This window comes from Mumia sp. Pv4-285, assembly GCF_041320275.1.
GTDB classification, from domain to species: domain Bacteria; phylum Actinomycetota; class Actinomycetes; order Propionibacteriales; family Nocardioidaceae; genus Mumia; species Mumia qirimensis.
In genome coordinates this window covers 4,283,347-4,298,290 of the sequence record NZ_CP162023.1, presented here as the reverse complement: position 1 = coordinate 4,298,290, position 14,944 = coordinate 4,283,347, and the positions used below count along the sequence as shown (strand labels likewise).

15 protein-coding genes are annotated in these 14,944 nt (G+C 71.8%); 9 read left to right on the top strand and 6 right to left on the bottom strand.

Annotated elements, in window-relative coordinates; genetic code table 11:
* Nucleotides 1–168: 168 nt before the first annotated feature.
* The 6 genes from pdhA (at nucleotide 169) to AB3M34_RS20540 (ending at nucleotide 7,407) form a co-directional block, all read left to right on the top strand.
* On the top strand, nucleotides 169–1,278 hold the full coding sequence (pdhA, locus tag AB3M34_RS20565; protein ID WP_370616719.1) for a pyruvate dehydrogenase (acetyl-transferring) E1 component subunit alpha: 1,110 nt from the start codon (nucleotides 169–171) through the stop codon (nucleotides 1,276–1,278).
* Nucleotides 1,275–2,258: an alpha-ketoacid dehydrogenase subunit beta gene (locus AB3M34_RS20560; RefSeq protein WP_370616718.1), complete on the top strand. Its 984-nt coding sequence runs from the start codon at nucleotides 1,275–1,277 to the stop codon at nucleotides 2,256–2,258. Before pdhA ends, AB3M34_RS20560 begins: the two co-directional genes overlap by 4 nt.
* A gap of 5 nt (nucleotides 2,259–2,263) precedes the next feature.
* A complete protein-coding gene (locus tag AB3M34_RS20555) occupies nucleotides 2,264–3,703 on the top strand; it encodes a dihydrolipoamide acetyltransferase family protein (RefSeq protein WP_370616717.1) in 1,440 nt (479 codons plus the stop codon).
* Between the two features lie 150 nt (nucleotides 3,704–3,853).
* Nucleotides 3,854–5,338 carry a hypothetical protein gene (locus AB3M34_RS20550; RefSeq protein ID WP_370616716.1) on the top strand — a complete coding sequence of 495 codons (1,485 nt, stop codon included), beginning with the start codon at nucleotides 3,854–3,856 and terminating at the stop codon, nucleotides 5,336–5,338.
* Between the two features lie 66 nt (nucleotides 5,339–5,404).
* The gene (locus AB3M34_RS20545; protein WP_370616715.1) at nucleotides 5,405–6,088 is read left to right on the top strand and encodes a GntR family transcriptional regulator; all 684 of its coding nucleotides are present in this window, start codon (nucleotides 5,405–5,407) and stop codon (nucleotides 6,086–6,088) included.
* Nucleotides 6,085–7,407 (top strand): MFS transporter, encoded by a 1,323-nt coding sequence (locus AB3M34_RS20540; protein WP_370616714.1) that lies wholly within the window; start codon nucleotides 6,085–6,087, stop codon nucleotides 7,405–7,407. The genes AB3M34_RS20545 and AB3M34_RS20540 overlap by 4 nt, the downstream gene beginning before the upstream one ends.
* Before the next feature lie 27 nt (nucleotides 7,408–7,434).
* Here the strand turns inward: AB3M34_RS20540 and AB3M34_RS20535 are convergent, their stop codons facing one another.
* From AB3M34_RS20535 to AB3M34_RS20525, 3 genes are read right to left on the bottom strand one after another with little or no spacing between them, the layout of a single operon-like run.
* A complete protein-coding gene (locus AB3M34_RS20535; RefSeq protein ID WP_370616713.1) occupies nucleotides 7,435–7,914 on the bottom strand; it encodes a GNAT family N-acetyltransferase in 480 nt (159 codons plus the stop codon).
* A 57-nt stretch (nucleotides 7,915–7,971) separates the two neighbouring features.
* Nucleotides 7,972–8,928 carry an SDR family NAD(P)-dependent oxidoreductase gene (locus AB3M34_RS20530; protein ID WP_370616712.1) on the bottom strand — a complete coding sequence of 319 codons (957 nt, stop codon included), beginning with the start codon at nucleotides 8,926–8,928 and terminating at the stop codon, nucleotides 7,972–7,974.
* Nucleotides 8,925–9,728 carry a maleylpyruvate isomerase family mycothiol-dependent enzyme gene (locus AB3M34_RS20525; protein ID WP_370616711.1) on the bottom strand — a complete coding sequence of 268 codons (804 nt, stop codon included), beginning with the start codon at nucleotides 9,726–9,728 and terminating at the stop codon, nucleotides 8,925–8,927. The genes AB3M34_RS20530 and AB3M34_RS20525 overlap by 4 nt, the downstream gene beginning before the upstream one ends.
* Nucleotides 9,729–9,877: 149 nt before the next feature.
* Between AB3M34_RS20525 and AB3M34_RS20520 the strand changes: the two genes are divergently transcribed.
* Nucleotides 9,878–10,366, top strand: a complete 489-nt coding sequence (locus AB3M34_RS20520; protein WP_370616710.1) for a hypothetical protein — start codon at nucleotides 9,878–9,880, stop codon at nucleotides 10,364–10,366.
* The gene (locus AB3M34_RS20515) at nucleotides 10,347–11,237 is read left to right on the top strand and encodes a hypothetical protein (RefSeq protein ID WP_370616709.1); all 891 of its coding nucleotides are present in this window, start codon (nucleotides 10,347–10,349) and stop codon (nucleotides 11,235–11,237) included. Before AB3M34_RS20520 ends, AB3M34_RS20515 begins: the two co-directional genes overlap by 20 nt.
* Before the next feature lie 4 nt (nucleotides 11,238–11,241).
* Here the strand turns inward: AB3M34_RS20515 and AB3M34_RS20510 are convergent, their stop codons facing one another.
* Complete coding sequence (locus tag AB3M34_RS20510; protein WP_370616708.1) at nucleotides 11,242–11,646, bottom strand: YkvA family protein; 405 nt, start codon at nucleotides 11,644–11,646, stop codon at nucleotides 11,242–11,244.
* Between the two features lie 77 nt (nucleotides 11,647–11,723).
* On the opposite strand from AB3M34_RS20510, the gene AB3M34_RS20505 reads away from it, so the two are divergent.
* The gene (locus AB3M34_RS20505; protein ID WP_370616707.1) at nucleotides 11,724–13,502 is read left to right on the top strand and encodes a thioredoxin-like domain-containing protein; all 1,779 of its coding nucleotides are present in this window, start codon (nucleotides 11,724–11,726) and stop codon (nucleotides 13,500–13,502) included.
* Between the two features lie 12 nt (nucleotides 13,503–13,514).
* Here AB3M34_RS20505 and AB3M34_RS20500 read toward each other — a convergent pair whose 3' ends face one another.
* Nucleotides 13,515–14,249: an SDR family NAD(P)-dependent oxidoreductase gene (locus AB3M34_RS20500; RefSeq protein WP_370616706.1), complete on the bottom strand. Its 735-nt coding sequence runs from the start codon at nucleotides 14,247–14,249 to the stop codon at nucleotides 13,515–13,517.
* Nucleotides 14,250–14,365: 116 nt separating this feature from the next.
* Nucleotides 14,366–14,935 (bottom strand): hypothetical protein, encoded by a 570-nt coding sequence (locus tag AB3M34_RS20495; protein ID WP_370616705.1) that lies wholly within the window; start codon nucleotides 14,933–14,935, stop codon nucleotides 14,366–14,368.
* Nucleotides 14,936–14,944: the final 9 nt, after the last annotated feature.

The following is a 14,944-nucleotide window of genomic DNA, read 5'->3' as shown; positions in this document are numbered from 1 at the left end:
GCGCGGCCTGCCGTCGGGGACCCTGGGACAGCGGTGCTAACCTGGCTGCACGATGTGAGCCCGCTCACATCTCGTGGTGCGTACGTCCAAACACAGTCCGGACGGCGCGCCACGTCTCACATCCGCCGGCCGCGGAGACCCCGGGCCGCCGAACGCGAGGAGCGCTCCATGGCCGACCTTGTCGACCCCCCGCTCGTACAGCTGCTCACCCCCGAGGGCGAGCGGGTCGAGCACCCCGACTACCGCTTCGACGGTGACGACGAGATGATCGCCGGTCTCTACCGCGACCTCGTCCTCACCCGCCGGATCGACACCGAGGCCACCGCGCTCCAGCGCCACGGCGAGCTCGGCATCTGGGCCTCCCTCCTCGGACAGGAAGCCGCGCAGATCGGCTCCGGCCGCGCGCTCGCCCCGCAGGACTTCGCCTTCCCGACGTACCGCGAGCACGGCGTCGCCTGGTGCCGCGACGTGGACCCGATGGCGTTGCTGCGGCTCTTCCGGGGGACGGACCAGGGGACGTGGGACCCCGACGAGCACAACTTCGGTCTCTACACGATCGTGATCGGCGCGCAGACGCTGCACGCCACCGGCTACGCGATGGGCATCCAGCGCGACGGCGCGGTCGGCACCGGCGAGGCAGGCCGTGACGCGGCCGTCGTCGCGTACTTCGGCGACGGCGCCACGAGCCAGGGCGACGTCAACGAGGCGTTCGTGTACGCGGCGGTGATGAACGCACCCGTCGTCTTCTTCTGCCAGAACAACCAGTGGGCCATCTCGGAGCCGACCACGCGACAGACCCGCGTGCCGCTCTACCAGCGGGCCGCAGGCTTCGGCTTCCCCGGCGTGCGCGTCGACGGCAACGACGTGCTGGCCGTCCACGCCGTGACGACCGAGGCGCTCCAGCGGGCGCGCGAGGGCAGCGGTCCGAGCCTGATCGAGGCGTTCACCTACCGGATGGGCGCACACACGACGACCGACGACCCCACCCGCTACCGCGTCTCCGACGAGGTCGAACGCTGGAAGCTGCGTGACCCGCTCGAGCGGGTGCGTGCCTACCTCCGCCGCGTCCACGCCGTCGACGAGGCGTTCTTCACCGACATCGAGACCGAGGCCGAGGCGATCGGTGAGAGGCTGCGCGCCGACGTCCGCGCGCTCCCAGACCCCGATCCGACCATGCTGTTCGGCAACGTCTTCACCGAGCAGACGTCGGAGCTCGCCGCCGAGCAGGCGGAGTACGCAGCCTGGTCGGCGAGCCTCGAGTCGGAGGTGGTCCGATGAGCGCGACGACGATGACGATGGCCAAGGCGCTCAACGCGGGCCTGCGCCGCGCGATGGACGACGACGCCAAGGTCGTGCTGATGGGCGAGGACATCGGCCGGCTCGGCGGTGTCTTCCGGATCACCGACGGCCTCCAGAAGGACTTCGGCGACGAGCGTGTGATCGACACGCCTCTCGCCGAGTCGGGCATCCTCGGTACGGCGGTGGGCCTCGCCCTGCGCGGCTACCGGCCGGTCGTCGAGATCCAGTTCGACGGGTTCGTCTATCCCGCCTACGACCAGATCGTCAGCCAGGTCGCGAAGTTCCGCTACCGGTCAGGCGGCCGGGTGACGATGCCGATCGTGATCCGGATCCCCTTCGGCGGCGGGATCGGGGCCGTCGAGCACCATTCCGAGAGTCCAGAGGCGCAGTTCGCGCACACGCCGGGTCTGAAGGTCGTCGCGTGCTCGAACCCCCGCGACGCCTACTGGATGATCCAGCAGGCCGTCGCCTCTCCTGATCCGGTCGTGTTCCTCGAGCCCAAGCGTCTCTACCACTCCACGAAGGCCGAGATCGACGTCGAGGCGACCCCCGCCCCGCTGTTCTCGAGCCAGGTCGTCCGCCCCGGTACGAGCGCGACCGTGCTCGCGTACGGGCCGTCCGTCTCGGTCGCGATGGGAGCGGCGGACGCCGGCGTCGCGGACGGGCTCGACCTCGAGGTGATCGATCTGCGTACCCTCTCGCCGCTGGACCTCGGTCCCGTGCACGAGTCCGTCCGCAAGACCGGTCGCGCCGTGGTCGTCCACGAGGCCCACCGAAACCTCGGCATGGGCGCCGAGATCGCCGCCCGGATCACCGAGGAGTGCTTCTACTCGCTCGAGGCTCCCGTGCTGCGCGTCGGCGGGTACGACACTCCCTACCCGCCGAGCCGGGTCGAGGAGACCTGGCTGCCCGACCTCGACCGGGTCCTCGACGCGGTCGACCGAAGCCTGGCGTGGTGAGGCGGATGGCGACGAACGAGTACAGGCTGCCCGATCCCGGCGAGGGCCTGACCGAGGCGGAGATCGTCTCCTGGCACGTCGCGGTGGGTGACACGATCGCGGTGAACGACATCGTGTGCGAGGTGGAGACCGCGAAGTCGATCGTCGAGCTCCCGACGCCGTACGCCGGAACCGTCACGGCGCTCCTCGTGGCGGAGGGCGAGACCGTGGCGGTCGGCACCCCGATCATCGCCGTGTCCGACGGCGTCCCGCAGGAGGCCACTTCGCCGGTCGAGCCCACGGAGTCGACGGAGGCCCCGCCGGTCGCCACGCTCGTCGGGTACGGCCCCCGCGAGCGCCAGTCCGTACGCCGACGCCGGCGTACCCCCGCTGCCGAGCCGACCCCCCAGCCTGTGGCCGAGCCGACTCCGCAGCCCGTGGTGGAGTCGACCGCCCAGCCCGCCGCCGAGCCGACCCCCCAGCCCGTGGCGGATTCGACCCCCCAGCCCGCTGGTCGAGGCGACGGAGTCGATCGAGACCCCTCGGTCCGCACGCTCGCCAAGCCGCCCGTACGCAAGCTCGCCAAGGACCTCGGCATCGATCTCCGAGAGGTGCCGCCCGGCGACGGTGGCGTCGTGCGCCGCCCGGACGTGGAGGCGTACGCGAAGCAGATCGGGACGTCCCCACCCCCGCTGGTCGAGGCGACGTCCCCACCCCCGCTGGTCGAGGCGACGGAGTCGATCGAGACCCCTCCGGCACAGTCCGGTGACCGCGAGACCCGCATCCCGATCAAGGGCGTCCGCAAGGCGACCGCGGAGGCGATGGTCGCGTCCGCGTTCACAGCACCGCACGTGACCGAGTGGCTGACCGTCGACGTTTCCGCGTCGATGGAGCTGCTGGACCGGATGCGTGCGGAGCGGAGGCTGGCCGACGTGAAGCTGTCGCCGCTCCTGCTGGTCGTCCGCGCCGTCTGCCTGGCCTTGCGTCGCACCCCGGAGATGAACGCGTCGTTCGACGACGAGCGGCAGGAGGTCGTCCTCAAGCACGACATGCACATCGGGATCGCTGCCGCCACGCCGCGCGGGCTTCTCGTGCCGGTGGTGCGAGACGCCGACCGCCTGTCGATGCGTGACCTCGCGGAGACGGTCGGTGACGTGGTCGCGACGGCGCGCGCCGGCAAGACGCAGCCGGCCGAGCTCGCGGGAGGCACCTTCAGCATCACCAACGTCGGTGTCTTCGGCGTCGATGCGGGGACGCCGATCCTGGTGCCCGGGCAGACGGGCATCCTGGCCGTCGGCGCGATCAACCGGCGGCCGTGGGTTGTGGACGAGGAGATCGTGCCCCGCTGGGTCGCCACGCTCGCCGTGTCCTTCGACCACCGGGTGGTGGACGGAGAGCAGGGGTCTCGTTTCCTGGCCGACGTCGGTCGGCTCCTGGAGGATCCTGCGAGCGCGCTGACCCTCTGATGGCGTCCCCCGGGGTGGCACATCGACGCAGGTAGGCAGAGCGCGAGCGATGGCGGGATTACGCCATTTCCTGGGTTTTCCTGCCGCGGTCGATGCGGAGTCGTTACGTTTCGCCTGATGACCGGTGCCGGGGGGCGAAGGGGTGATCCGGTGGTTGCCGAATCCAGAGAGGTCAGCGCGTACGAACGCGTCGGGTGGTTGTTGCGCCAGTGGCGGTTGATGTCTGCCGATGCTGATCTGCGCAAGCTTCAGCCGTTCGCGGAGGTTCTCGCGCAGCACGGCCACAGGGCAGACGCGTCGCGCGTCAGTCGCTGGGAGTCGGGCCGACTGCGGGTGCCCGAGTCCGTCCTCACGTCGTACGAGCAGATCCTCGGCCTGCCGCGTGCCGGCCTGACTGCACTGTGTGAGGGCATCGCCCGATCATGGGGTGCCCGGCCACCGGCGCGCAGCGTCGCCGTCACCGACGAGATGCTGGCCGCGAGCTTCAGCGCGGTCCGAGGCGACGTCGTCGAGGGGGTGGACTGGTTCGAGTGGGCCGGTTGCCTGGCCTCCGCCGGCCACGTCTCCGACGAGCACCTCGATGCTCTCGACCCGCTCGTCGCACGGCTCGTCAGCGAGGCGTCCCGTGCCAACGGGCTCGCGCTCGTCACGCGGTTCGAGGCGCTGCGGCGCCTGATCGAGGTCCCGCGGTTCCAGGCGCGCACCATGCGTGCCGTCGGCGCGCAGGTGATCGACCCGAACGCCCAGGCCACGCTCGTGCCGGTGGTGCTGATCGCCGACGTGCGTGCGGAGAAAGCGGTCAACACGCTCATCTCGCTGCTCACCCAGCCGTCGGCCCAGCTCCAGCTCGGGGCGACGTGGGGTTTGTACCGCAAGCTCAGCCGCCACGAGGTCACGCCCGCGTCGATGGCGGCGCTCGAGGCGCAGCTCGCCCAGATCATCTTCGACGGCAGCAACGAGGGCGCGCTCCTGCGGATCAGCCCGCTGCTCGAGGTCCTTCCGCAGCCGACGGCCGACCGGCTCCGAGGTCTGCGGCCCCAGCTGTTCCCCTCGCGTCCCCGCGGCGTGGCCGGCTCGGCCACCAACCGGGCGACGCTGCTCGCGACCGCCGTCCGCGGGGCGACCGCTCGCATCGAGGGGTTCACCGGCCGCGAGGTCGATCCCGTCGGCCGCGCCATCATCGAGGACGCGTACAACGCGACCAGCCACGACGTCCGCCACCAGTCGGCACTCGTCCTCGCGCGCAGCCCGTACGCCGCCGCGCTCGGCGAGGTGCTCATCGAGCAGACCCAGCCCAACCGGTGCTTCGACGGGGCGCCCGGTGTCCTCCCGTACCTCGTGAGCAAGGCCGAGCGCGACTGCCTGATCACCCGCCTCGGACTGGCGGGCGTCGACCTCCGGCAGACGTTGATCGCCCTGGCGCACGTGCCGGGCGGTCCCGCTCCGGGCGTGGCCGAGCTCGTCGACCATGCCGACCTGGGCGTCGCGTCGGCGGCTCTGTTCGCCGCCGGCATGCAGCAGGACCCGGTCCTCGCGCAGCTCGCGAAGGACCGGAGTCGGACCCCGGGGATGCGGGCGGGTGCGCGCTGGTGGCTGGCTCAGGGCGGTCGTGTGGACGACGTGCGCGTCGTCTGACGCTCCCCGGTCGGTCGTACCCCGTGGGACGTCGGGCTCGACGCGGCATGGCATCATGTATGCAACATGTGTGCATCACCTCTGCGCGATACTGCGCCCCCGGCCACCGCCCCCCGTACGTCCGCCACCGAGCGCACCTACGCGGCGCTCAAGCGCGCCATCCTGGTGGGCGACCTCCCCGGCGGCGAGGAGCTCGGTGAGGTCGCGCTCGCCGAGCGGTTCGGTTGCTCGCGTACGCCGGTCCGCGAGGCGCTGCTGCGGCTGCAGACCGAAGGGCTCGTCCGCATCTACCCGAAGAAGGGCGCGATCGTCCTCCCGGTGACCAGCGCCGAGGCGGAGTCGGTGTGGGAGGCTCGCGCACTCGTGGAGCAGTGGGCGGCGCCGCGAGCGTTCCCTGCCGGCGCCCGGATCCGGCCTGACCTCGACGCACTCGTCGACGCGGCGGAGCAGCACCGGACCGACGGCGACCTCGCGGCCTTCACCGCCGCCGACCGGGCGTTCCACGAGGTCGTGGTCGACTCCGCCGGCAACGCGCACGTCTCCCGCTTCTACGCGAGCCTCCGTGAGCGCCAGATGATGGTCAACGCAGCGGCGATGGGCATCTCGCCCGAGCGGATGGAGAGCGCGGTCCGCGACCACCGCGAGCTGGCACGCCTGATCGCCGGCGACGACCTCGACGCCTTCGTCGCGGCCGTCGACGAACACCTCGCCACCAGTCGGCACGCCGTCCTGTTCGGGGGAGCGGCGTGATCGCCCGCGTCTCGCGTCGCCTGGGCCTGCGGCGCGGGCCGTACGTCGTGTGGCTGGTCGCGCTGGCCGTCTACGGGCTCGCTGTGTTCCACCGCTCGTCGCTGGCGGTGGCCGGGCTCGACGCGACCGACCGTTTCGGGATCGGTGCCGCCCAGCTCTCGACGTTCGCGGTCCTCCAGCTCGTCGTCTACGCCGGGATGCAGGTGCCCGTCGGTCTCGCGCTCGACCGGTTCGGGCCGCGTGCCGTGATCCTCACCGGTGTGGTCACCCTGAGCGCCGCCCAGGTGGTCTTCGCGTTCGCCGAGTCGTACCCGGTCGCGCTCCTCGCACGAATCGCTGTCGGTGCCGGCGACGCGATGGTGTTCGTATGCGTCCTGCGCCTGGTCTCCAACTGGTTCGCGCCGCGCAAGGTCCCGATGATGACGCAGCTGACCGGCATCACCGGCCAGCTGGGCACGATCGTCGCAGCAGTCCCGATGACGTGGGCCCTGCACCAGCTCGGGTGGACGCGGGCCTACCTCCTCACCGCCGTGGTGGGCATCGTCCTTGCGGCCGTGCTGCTCGTCGTCGTCCACGACGTCCCGGGGTCGCGCCGAAGCCTCGGCCCGCCGCTGGAGCTGCGCGGCCTCGGTGGCCGGATCCGTGAGGCATGGAGCGACGACGGCACGCGCCTGGGCTTCTGGACGCACTTCTCGACCCAGTTCAGCGGGACCGTCCTGGCGCTGCTGTGGGGCTACCCGTTCTTCGTCCGCGGCGAGCACACGAGCCCGGCGTTCGCGGCGACGCTGCTGACGGTGCTGACGCTCGCGACCATGGCCGTCGGGCCGCTGCTCGGGTGGGTCACCGCGCACCGTCCCTACCACCGGTCCTCGACGACGCTGACGATCATCGCCGCCATCGCTGCGACCTGGGGAGTGGTGCTGGTGTGGCCCGGCGATGCTCCCGCCTGGCTCCTGGTCCTCCTCGTCGTCGTGACGGCGGTCGGCGGCCCGGCCTCGATCGTCGGGTTCGACTTCGTCCGGACCCTCGGCAGCGCCGAACGGGCAGGGCTCGCGACCTCCCTGGTCAACACGGGCGGGTTCATCGCCTCGCTGCTCACGATGCTCGCGATCGGCATCGTGCTCGACGTCCTCACCCCGGCCGGCGCCGACTCGTACTCGTCGAGCGCGTTCCGTTGGGCGATGGGGGTCCAGGTCGTCCCGTGGCTGGTCGGATCCGTCATGATCCTGCGGCACCGGCGCGCGATCCGCCGGAAGCTTGCAGTGACCGCCCCTGAGCGCCTGGAGGCGATCCGCCGCGGGGAGGCCGTGAGCGTCTGACCCTCGGCGTCAGCCGGTCGTACGCCCTCAGAACTGCTTGGTCATCAGCGCGACCTTCTTGCCGTCGGGCTGGTCGAGGCGCCCGATCTCGGCATACCCTCGCGACCCGTGGAAGGCCAGCGACGCGTCGTTGCGCGGCTCGACGTAGACCTCGAGCGCCATCACCTCGTGGACCCGCGCGCGCTCCTCGAGCACGTTGTAGAGCATCGTCGCGACACCCCGGCGCCGGAATCCGGGCGCGACGACCACGCGGTCGAGGTACGCGAAGTCGGCGAGCTGCTCGCCGTACCAGCGGTAGTTCACGCTGTCGTACGCCGTGCCGGGCGGCAGCATCAGCGCGAACCCGGTGATCGCGCCCTCGGCGTCCTCGGCGACGACGGCCTGCTCCGCGTACGCGAGGATCTCCTCGAGTCGCGGCACGGTCAGGGACCCCACGCCTTCTGGCGCGCCCTGGTTGAGCGCGAGGACGTCGTCGAGGTCAGCAGCGGCGATGCGGCGTACGAGCATGGGCGGAGCCTAACCGCTGTGGGGGGCCCACGGGAGAGAATGCGGGCGGCGGCGGCCTCAGGTCGCCGCGAAGGTGAGGCCGGCCGCCTGCTCCGACGCCGCCCACAGACGCGCTGCGAGATCGAGGTCGCGGGCCGTCGACGTCATCCCGACGGGCTTCGGGTGTCCGCGCAGCTGACGGAGGTTCGCGGGGCCGACGTAGGTGCCGCTGGTCAGACCCGGGTCCGTCGCGGCGCGCTCGAGGGGCCACGCGCCTGCGGCTGCCGACTGTCCGACGGCTCGGCTGAACTGGTGGACCACCGCACCCTGGAAGCTGCGACCCCCGAGCTGGAGACCCGACTGAGAGAGGTTGGTCAGCGCATATCCCGGGTGCGCGGCGACGCTGGTGACGTCGAGTCCAGCCGCGCTGGTGCGCCGTGCCAGCTCGCGCATGAAGAGAAGGTTGGCGAGCTTGGACTGGGCGTACGCCGTCCAGCGGTCGTACTTCGGCAGCGGCGCGCCGGGCTCGAGCGAGCGGAGATCGATGCCGCGCGCGAACGTGTGCATCAGCGACGAGACCGACACGACGCGGCCGCTGCTCGCCACCAGCAAGGGCCACAGGTGCGCAGCGAGCGCGAAGTGGCCGAGATGGTTCGTGGCCATCTGGAGCTCGTAGCCCTGGGCGGACGTCCGGAACGGGGCCGCCATGATCCCCGCGTTGTTGACCATGACGTCGAGGCGACCGAACCGCTCGGCGATCTCGGTCGCTGCCGCCGAGACGGAATCGAGGTCGGCGAGGTCGAGGCGCACGCCGAAGGCCTGCGCGTCGTGGACCCCATGCCGCAGCGCGGTCAGCGCCTCCTCGAGGCGCACCGGGTCGCGTCCCGTCGCCACCACACGGGCTCCGTGGTGGGCGAGCTGGTAGGCGACCTCGGCGCCCAGACCGCCCGTGACCCCCGTGACGAGGAACGTCCGGCCGTGGAGGTCGCCGATGTCCTCGGTGCTCCAGCGGCCGGCGCGATCCGGATCGGTCACGGAGTGATCGCGATCTCGGCGAGGACGTCGCCGATCAGCGAGGAGTCGCCGGTCCAGCTGATCGACACCGGCTGGATCACCTCACGCCCGGCGACGAGGTCGACGAAGGTCTCCGTCGCCATGCTCAGACGTGCGGTCGGATCGTCGGTCGCCCCGTCGTGCAGGCGCCCGCGGCCGTCGTCGCCGACCTCGACCGTGACCGTACGGTTGATCGGGCCTGTCAGCTCGAGGACGAGCTCGGTGCCCGCCTCGGCCTTGAGCTTCTTGGCGAGCACGTAGGGGAGTGCGAGCAGGAACCCACTGACGACGATCACCGCGGCCCGCCCGTCGTAGCCTCCGGGAACCCCCACGGCCGTACGGATGTCCTGCTCGTGGACGAACATGTCGATGAGCCGGTTGCGGAGCAGGACCTCGTTGCTCCAGCCGATGCCGCCGGGTGCAGCCTCCGCGGTTGCCTTCGGGTCCTCGGGAAGCGCCCCGAGGGCGGCGCGGCGGGCGGCGACGGCCGTGCGGAGCTCCTCGACGAGCTCGACCGGAGACATGTCCGCCCGCTGGCTGACGCCCGCCTCGGTGTAGGCCGCCGAGAGCTCACCGCCGTTGCTCTGCACCGCACCAGGTCCGCCCCGACCGGTCCCGGCGAGCTCGGCCTCGAGAGCGGCCAGGTGGGCGACGACATCACGCACGGTCCAGCCCGGGCACCCGGTCGGCGCCTCCCAGGCGTCGGCCGGGAGATCGTCCAGGAGTGCGAGGGTGCGGTCGGCCGACTCCGCCCAGCCGGCGACGTACAACGAGAGATCCATGCGCGGCAGCCTAGGGGACGGCGCGGTTCGCGCGCTCCTCCCCTCTGCCGATGCTCCTCTCATCGGTCGACGCAATCGGCACGGTGCTGGCCCGGAGGGGTTGCTAGGTTCGCAGCATCCCCCCGCTGGTCCTTGAGGAGGCGGGCGACATGCTGCGGACACGGTGGGCCGGCGCGTTGCTGGCGGCACTGCTCGTCGCCGGGTGCAACGGCGCCGGTGACGACGGCGGCGGCGGCGGTGGAGATGACGGCGGCGGCGGCGGTGGGAACGGCGGGAACGGCGGGAACGGCGGGAACGGTGCGCCGGCCTCACCGGTCGACGTGCCGAGCGTCCCCGACCCCGGCCAGCCGCTCGAAGACATCCGCGATGCGATCACCGCGGTGTGGGTCGACGCCTGCGGCGGTGAGGAGGTCTGCGTGGATCTCGTCTACGAGGACGGCACCTGCTACCAGGGCTTCGACCCGCAAGGCACCGTCGAGCGTGGATCGACCGTGACCGTCAAGACCGACGACTCGTGCGGCGGCGACGACAACGGTGACGGCGGCGACAGCGGCGACGGTGACAGCGACAGCGGCGACAGCGGCGACAGCGGCGACGGCGGCGACAGCGGCGGTGACGGTGACGACGGCAGCGGGTGAGGACGAGCAGCCCGAGACGCTCGACGTCTCGCGGCTGACGCGCATCCTGGCCCAGGTCGTCGCGCCGGTGACCGTGCTGACCGGGCTGTTGTTCTTCTTCGGTTGGTCGCGCGCGACCGCGATGTTCGGCTACTTCGGCCTCAACCCGACAGTGCTGGGCCTCAGCACGACCGACTACCTCCTGGGCGCGCAGGACGGGCTGTTCGTCCCGGTCGCCTTCGTCGCCCTCGTCGCGCTGGTCGGCAGCTGGTGCGCGCTCGTCGTACCAGGGCCGTTCCGCTGGCTGCTCACCCGACGGTGGTTGCCGACGGCTGCGATCGTGACCGGAGTTCTGCTCCTGACCAACGGGCTGCTCGGCCTGTTCGGGAGCCCGGCGCTCGACGGCGTCGCCGTAGCGCCGCTGTGCCTGATCGGCGGGGTGCTCGTGCTCGTGTTCGTGGTCCGCGGCCGCGCACCCCGTCGTACCCGGGCGCAGCGCCGTGCCCGTGCCGTCGAGCTGGTCGCCGTGTTCGTCGTCGTCGCGCTCGGCCTGTTCTGGGCGACGGCCGACTACTCCGCCGCCGTCGGCAGAGAACGCGCCCGCCAGATCGTCGACGGCCTGGGCACCTCGCCGTCCGCCGTGCTGTTCAGCGCGCAGAGCCTCGGCATCCCGCCGGAGTCCGTCCCCGTCACCACGTGCACGGCCACCGACAGCGCTTACCGGTACCGCTACGACGGGCTCTTCCTCCTGCTCGAGGCAGGAGACCAGTACGTCTTCCTTCCCGTGACCTGGACCCGCGACTCGGGCAGCGCCTTCTTGGTGCCGCGCACGGACGCCGTACGCCTGGACGTCCGTCCCGACGGGTCGACGGCAGCACGCGGCTCGTGCTGACAGATCACTCGCTCGCGGCGGGCGCCCGTCCGATGAGGCGTTCGAGCAGGCGGGGGTCGCTGGGCCACGCCGCGAGCAGCGTCGCCCGCGGGATGCTTCGAGCGGCGTAGCGCATCAGCAGGACCACGGCGACCACGTCGTCGAGCGGGCCGATCACCGGGAGGAACTCGGGCAGCAGGTCGATCGGCGAGACCACCCACAGCACCGCGACGAGCAGGGCGACCTTCGCGCGGCGCGGGACGTCGGGATGCCGGCGCAACGTCCGTGCCGCGGTGACGCACGACGGCAGGAACTCGGCGATCTGCCGCAGGAGCCCGTCGGGGAGCCGGGACGCGAACAGCACCATGAGAAGGCAGCTGAGCGCCCAGAGCGCCAGCGCGACCCCAGCGACGAGGATGAGCTTCTCCACGTCCAGACCGTAGTCCAGGAGGGCCGTTCGTGGTGGTCGACCTCGAGCGGGTGCGCCGGTCTGCCTAGGCTCTGAGCGTGAGCGAGAAGCGTCGCGTCCGCGTTAGGGCGCCGGAGCTGGTGGGTCGAGGCTGGCTGAACACGGGCGGGGCCGACCTCGACCTCGGACTCCTCCGCGGCAGGTTCGTCGTCCTCGACTTCTGGACGTCGGGGTGCGTCAACTGTCTTCACGTGCTGGACGAGATGCGGCCGCTGGAGGAGAAGTACGCCGACGCGCTCGTCGTGGTGAGCGTGCACTCGCCCAAGTTCACGCACGAGACCGACGCCGACGCCCTCGCGGCCGCGGTCGCGCGCAACGGCATCTCGCACCCGGTCCTGGACGATCCGGAGCTGACGACCTGGCAGGCGTACACCGCCCGTGCGTGGCCGACGCTGGTCCTGATCGACCCCGAGGGCTACGTGCTCGCGCAGTACGCCGGCGAAGGACACGTGCACGCGATCGACGCGATCCTCGACGAGCTGGTGGGGGAGTACGAGGCTCGCGGCACCCTCACGCGCGGACGCTCGCCGTACGTGGCGCCGGAGCCCGAGCCTGGGGACCTGCGCTTCCCGGCGACCGCGATCCGGCTGCCGTCGGGGTCGTTGCTGGTCGCGGACGCGGGGAGCGGGAGTCTGGTCGAGCTGTCGCTCGCATCGGGGACCGAGACCGTCGTCCGCAGGTACGAAGGGTTCCGCGAGCCGAACGGGCTGGTCCTGCTGCCGGAGCACGTGCGTGCGGCGGTCTCGTACGACGTGGTCGTCGCCGACACGCTCGCGCACCAGCTGATCGGGGTACGGCTCGCCGACGGTGCTCGGCAGGTCCTTGCCGGGGACGGGCGTCAGTGGATGCAGGGCGACGGGACGGCATCGCTGTCGTCGCCGTGGGACGTCGACTGGTGGCGCGACCGGGTCTGGATCGCGATGGCCGGCATCCATCAGCTGTGGACGTACGACCCGGCGACCGGCGACGTCGAGGTTGTCGCCGGCACGACGAACGAGGGGCTGATCGACGGCCCGCTCGCCGATGCGTGGTTCTCCCAGCCGTCCCGTCTGGCTCCCGACGGGGACACGCTCTGGCTGGCGGACCCGGAGGCGAGCGCGCTGCGGCGGGTGGTCGAGCGCGACGGCGACCTCGTGGTGGAGACGGTCGTCGGCAAGGGACTGTTCGACTTCGGCTTCGTCGACGGCCCGGCTGCCGATGCGCTGCTCCAGCACCCGCTCGGGCTTGCGGTGCTGCCCGACGGGTCGGTGGCGATCGCCGACACCTACAACGGTGCCGTCCGACGCTACGACCCGGCGAGCGACGCCGTGAGCACGCTCGTCGCCGGCCTGTCCGAACCGTCCGGCCTCCTGTGTGACGGCACCTCCGACGTCCTGGTCATCGAGTCGTCGGCGCACCGCCTCACCCGTGTGCCGCTCGGCGCGACGGCGGTGGCGAGCGGGGCGAGCCACACGACGGGGCGCCCCACCACCGAGGTGCGCGCCGGCGAGATCGAGCTCGCGGTCGCGTTCACGCCGCCGCCGGGCCAGCACCTCGACGAGAGGTACGGTCCGGCGACCAGGCTTGTCGTCACGTCCACACCCCCGGCTCTCCTGCGCGAGGGTGAGGGCCGCGCAGCCGGCCTCGTACGCCGTCTGGTCCTCGACCCTGCGGTGGGTGACGGGGTGCTCCACGTCGCCGCCATGGCCGCTTCGTGCGACGACGGCGGCGACGTGGGGGCTGCCTGCCACGTCCATCAGCAGGACTGGGGCGTTCCCGTACGGATCACCTCCGACGGGGCAGCCCGGATCGATCTTCCGCTCGGCGGCACCGCGTAGCCGTCCCGACCGTCACCACGGCACGGTCCCGCCGGCGTCGACGAACCTTCCCGACTCCGCATCGTCGGGGAGCGTGGCGGCCGCGGCGATCACCTCGGCCGCAGCCTCGGGGGTCGTCGGAGCCGCGTCCCGGTTGCCGGGCGCGAGATCGGTCGCGACCCAGCCGGGGCACACGGACGTGACCTTGATCTGAGTCTGGGTCAGTGCCTTGGCCAACGAGATCGTGACGTTGTTCAGGGCAGCCTTCGACGCCTGGTACGCCGGCACGAGCGTCGGGTAGTACGGCGACTCCGGGTCGGTCTGGTCGGTCAGCGATCCCATCGTCGAGGAGACGTTCACGATCCGGCCGGCCGCGCTCTCGCGCAGCAGCGGCAGGAACGCGGAGGTGACGGCGACGGGACCGAACACGTTCGTGGCGAACGTCTTCTCGTACATGGCGACGTCCACGACGCTCCCCGGTTCCGTCTCGGTGGCCTCGGGGAGGATGCCCGCGTTGTTCACCAGCACGTCGAGGCGCCCGAACTCCTCCTGGACCTGAGCTGCTGCCGAGCGGATCCGAGCTGGATCGGTGACGTCCAGGGCGAGGCTGCTTGCGGAGTGTCCTTCCCCCACCAGGCGCTGCGCTGCCTCATGGCCGGCCACGGCATCGCGCGAGCCCACGATCACGTGGTGGTCGTCCTTCGCGAGGCGGCGTGCGGTGGCGAGTCCGATCCCCCGGTTGGCACCGGTGATGAGCGCGATCTTCACGGTTGACGTCCTTGTCTGAGAAGCGGGTGCCGCGGCCCTTGTCAGCCGCGGCATGCCTTCATCTCAGCACCAGGGGGACGTACGCACTGGCGGGAAACGGACACCGCAGCCGGGGCTCACGCGGCCGTCGGACCGCTCTCGGGCGTGCTGCGCATCCGTCGACGTCGCAGGAGCCAGACCACGAGGACGGCGAGCGCACCCACGAGGACGCCGCCCACGCCGAACGCCATCGCACCGAGCGAGAGGGCGAGCACTCCGATGACCTGCGGCTGCCGTCCCGTGCCCCAGGTCGCGTCGGCGAGGCGACCGTCGGTGGACTCGCAGGACAGGGTCGCCGGGATGCCGGACCATTCGGAGGTGGAGTCGCGGGCCGACAGCGCGACGAGGTGCCACCCGTTGATCTCGGCCGACTGGTTGACGAGCGCGGGCACCTCGATGAGCGGACCGCCCTGGGGCACGACGTCGCACATGACACCCAGGTCGTCGCCGGTGGTGCCCGCAGGGACGTCGGCGTGCACCCAGACGGCGAGCCGGTGCGCATCGATCGTCACGGTGCCGTCGTCGGGGAGGGCATGGACCTCTGCGTCTCGGGCGAGGGCTGCAGCGGCGAGCCCGAGCAGCACCGCGCCGACGATCCCGATCACCGCGAGCGCGAGCCCGACTGCGTACCACGCTCGCGACGGCATGCTCAGAGC

Bases quoted from the DNA above. Each gene is read 5' to 3' on its own strand.
- pdhA (WP_370616719.1), top strand. From the start codon at position 169: ATGGCCGACCTTGTCGACCCCCCGCTCGTACAGCTGCTCACCCCCGAG.
- AB3M34_RS20560 (WP_370616718.1), top strand. From the start codon at position 1,275: ATGAGCGCGACGACGATGACGATGGCCAAGGCGCTCAACGCGGGCCTG.
- AB3M34_RS20555 (WP_370616717.1), top strand. From the start codon at position 2,264: ATGGCGACGAACGAGTACAGGCTGCCCGATCCCGGCGAGGGCCTGACC.
- AB3M34_RS20545 (WP_370616715.1), top strand. From the start codon at position 5,405: ATGTGTGCATCACCTCTGCGCGATACTGCGCCCCCGGCCACCGCCCCC.
- AB3M34_RS20535 (WP_370616713.1), bottom strand. From the start codon at position 7,914: ATGCTCGTACGCCGCATCGCCGCTGCTGACCTCGACGACGTCCTCGCG.
- AB3M34_RS20525 (WP_370616711.1), bottom strand. From the start codon at position 9,728: ATGGATCTCTCGTTGTACGTCGCCGGCTGGGCGGAGTCGGCCGACCGC.
- AB3M34_RS20520 (WP_370616710.1), top strand. From the start codon at position 9,878: ATGCTGCGGACACGGTGGGCCGGCGCGTTGCTGGCGGCACTGCTCGTC.
- AB3M34_RS20495 (WP_370616705.1), bottom strand. From the start codon at position 14,935: ATGCCGTCGCGAGCGTGGTACGCAGTCGGGCTCGCGCTCGCGGTGATC.